A 2529-nucleotide genomic window follows, 5' to 3' on the forward strand; every position below is an offset into this window, starting at 1 on the left:
GCCAAAATCAGCCACGAAGAGACGATTTTGGGCTGAAAATTGGAAAATTGAGCCACAGGACGTCGATAAAGGACGGTTTGGGGCGTCATATCGGGAGCTGCGGACCACTTAATCGCAACTTCCTTAAGGGTGGTGATGTTTTTTTCGTTATCAACCATATAATCGTGGATTGATTGTCCGATGATATTGTCGTCAGTATAAAGCAATATGTTTTCCAATGGGTTAAAATTTCCTGTTGATTATCTTTATCATAAAAACATCTTGCGTACTATTGCATTAATGTTGATTTAGGTTAAAGTGATTGTGTTTTTTTGAAATTTTATTTTGTCAGGTGAATTAAGCCAAGGATCGCCTGTTTTTTATTTTTCTATCAATTATCAATTTGATAATTATTTCTTCTATTTCCTCTTTTTTTTCTTCACTTTCGTAATAAAACATGCAAGATACCCTGAAGTTTGTTGTATCACATTGTTTGTGGTTATTTGTTTCGGATATATGTTTTATTTTTAAATTAACAAGGATTCGTCCGTACTCCCCAAGATTTAACTCTGAGTTTTCAAGTTTATTTCCACTTCTAATAAAACTATGCAAAGGTTCCGGGTATATAAACGAGCAACCACCTTCTGATATATCATTCAAGTGATATTTATAAATAGTGCCACTTCTGTATCTTCCAGAGCAATAAAACTGACTTTCGTACCTAAGGAAGGTGCGAACAAGTTCCTGATATGAGATCATCATATTCATCCGGAGCGCATCCCAGAGGGACATCATGAGCCATCAACTCACCTTCGCCGATAGTGAATTCAGCACTAAGCGCCGTCAGACCCGAAAAGAGATTTTCCTCTCCCGCATGGAGCAGATTCTGCCATGGCAGAATATGACCGCTGTCATCGAGCCGTTTTATCCCAAGGCGGGCAATGGCCGACGGCCCTATCCGCTGGAGACCATGCTGCGTATTCACTGCATGCAGCATTGGTACAACCTGAGCGACGGTGCCATGGAAGATGCCCTGTACGAAATCGCCTCCATGCGCCTGTTTGCCCGATTATCCCTGGATAGCGCCCTGCCGGATCGCACCACCATCATGAATTTCCGCCACCTGCTCGAGCAGCATCAACTGGCCCGTCAATTGTTCAAGACCATCAATCGCTGGCTGGCCGAAGCAGGCGTCATGATGACCCAAGGCACTTTGGTGGATGCCACCATCATTGAGGCACCCAGCTCTACCAAGAACAAAGAGCAGCAACGCGATCCGGAGATGCATCAGACCAAGAAAGGCAATCAGTGGCACTTTGGCATGAAGGCCCACATTGGTGTCGATGCCAAGAGTGGCCTGACCCACAGCCTGGTCACCACCGCGGCCAACGAGCATGACCTCAATCAGCTGGGTAATCTGCTTCATGGAGAGGAGCAATTTGTCTCAGCCGATGCCGGCTACCAAGGAGCGCCACAGCGCGAGGAGCTGGCCGAGGTGGATGTGGACTGGCTGATCGCCGAGCGTCCCGGCAGGGTAAAAACCTTGAAGCAGCATCCGCGCAAGAACAAAACGGCCATCAACATCGAATACATGAAAGCCAGCATCCGTGCCAGGGTGGAGCACCCGTTTCGCATCATCAAGCGGCAGTTCGGCTTCGTGAAAGCCAGATACAAGGGGCTGCTGAAAAACGATAACCAACTGGCGATGTTATTCACCCTGGCCAACCTGTTTCGGGTGGACCAAATGATACGTCAGTGGGAGAGATCTCAGTAAAAACCGGAAATAACGCCAGAAATGGTGGAAAAAATAGCCTAAATAGGCTGATTCGATGTGTTTGCGGGAAAAAAATCGGCCCAGATCCGCGAAATTTTAATCAGCGAGTCAGCTTGGGAAGAAATGACCTGCTTATTCGCACCTTCCCTAACGTTAATTCTTGGTGATGTCCTTCGTTGTAGTATTGATAATGATTCAGGAATAATGAAGCATAGAAGATTGTTTGAATTTCTTTTGTCAGTGATTCGATTGTTGGTTGCGAATTCTATTTTCCCTAATGGACTGTGGATGATAAAATAAAAAATGCTCTCTTTAGGAAGATCTGGATAATAGGTGGATGGTTTTATATAGAAAAAATTACCTTCTACTTTTTTTAGTGTCGACTGGTGTTTTATACCATTACAATAGAAGTACAATTCAGATTGAATCCTGAGTTCATCTCTCAGAATTGCAATAATTTCATATTTGAACTTTTTAGAAACTCCCTCAGACATATTGACTCCCTAATCCAAAAAAAACAAAATTTTAATTTATTATCCCATGCTGGAATCGTATTTTTCTTAAAAAATACGCCCTCATAACCTATTGTTTAATTTAAAAAAATAGGATAATCCTATTGATTGGTGGTTGACATTGTCGAACTTTCTTTGGTGATGCCTCTAATTGGTTGAATCTGATGTATAATGCGGGCTTTTGAGGTTCTCTCATGCCCAGCGTTAACGTCCATTGTCCCCGTTGTCAGTCTCCTCAGGTTTACCGCCATGGTCAGAACCCTA

General features: G+C 43.5%; 4 protein-coding genes and 2 pseudogenes. 3 read left to right on the plus strand and 3 right to left on the minus strand.

The window, feature by feature from the left end; all coding sequences use genetic code 11:
* Both ACOTXT_RS22360 and ACOTXT_RS22365 read right to left on the minus strand, forming a co-directional pair.
* A pseudogene (locus ACOTXT_RS22360) lies at positions 1-218 on the minus strand (hypothetical protein); the annotation flags it as partial.
* A gap of 118 nt (positions 219-336) precedes the next feature.
* On the minus strand, positions 337-774 hold the full coding sequence (locus ACOTXT_RS22365; RefSeq protein ID WP_421625473.1) for a PilZ domain-containing protein: 438 nt from the start codon (positions 772-774) through the stop codon (positions 337-339).
* Here ACOTXT_RS22365 and ACOTXT_RS22370 point away from each other — a divergent pair.
* Both ACOTXT_RS22370 and ACOTXT_RS22375 read left to right on the plus strand, forming a co-directional pair.
* Positions 773-1753, plus strand: a complete 981-nt coding sequence (locus ACOTXT_RS22370) for an IS5-like element ISKpn26 family transposase (protein ID WP_000019450.1) — start codon at positions 773-775, stop codon at positions 1751-1753. The two genes, ACOTXT_RS22365 and ACOTXT_RS22370, sit on opposite strands and share 2 nt — an antisense overlap.
* A complete protein-coding gene (locus ACOTXT_RS22375) occupies positions 1735-1920 on the plus strand; it encodes a hypothetical protein (RefSeq protein ID WP_421625474.1) in 186 nt (61 codons plus the stop codon). Before ACOTXT_RS22370 ends, ACOTXT_RS22375 begins: the two co-directional genes overlap by 19 nt.
* An 84-nt stretch (positions 1921-2004) precedes the next feature.
* On the opposite strand, the pseudogene ACOTXT_RS22380 reads toward ACOTXT_RS22375, so the two are convergent.
* Positions 2005-2247 (minus strand): annotated as a pseudogene (locus ACOTXT_RS22380) (PilZ domain-containing protein); the annotation flags it as partial.
* Between the two features lie 212 nt (positions 2248-2459).
* Between ACOTXT_RS22380 and ACOTXT_RS22385 the strand changes: the two are divergent.
* Positions 2460-2529, plus strand: a 70-nt coding sequence (locus tag ACOTXT_RS22385; RefSeq protein ID WP_421625449.1) for an IS1 family transposase, incomplete at its 3' end; no start/stop codon positions are given.

This window comes from Enterobacter cloacae complex sp. IR5422, assembly GCF_049238165.1.
Classification (GTDB): domain Bacteria; phylum Pseudomonadota; class Gammaproteobacteria; order Enterobacterales; family Enterobacteriaceae; genus Enterobacter; species Enterobacter roggenkampii.

Excerpts from the sequence above, each read along its gene's own strand:
- ACOTXT_RS22370 (WP_000019450.1), top strand. The coding sequence starts at position 773 with ATGAGCCATCAACTCACCTTCGCCGATAGTGAATTCAGCACTAAGCGC.
- ACOTXT_RS22365 (WP_421625473.1), bottom strand. The coding sequence starts at position 774 with ATGATGTCCCTCTGGGATGCGCTCCGGATGAATATGATGATCTCATAT.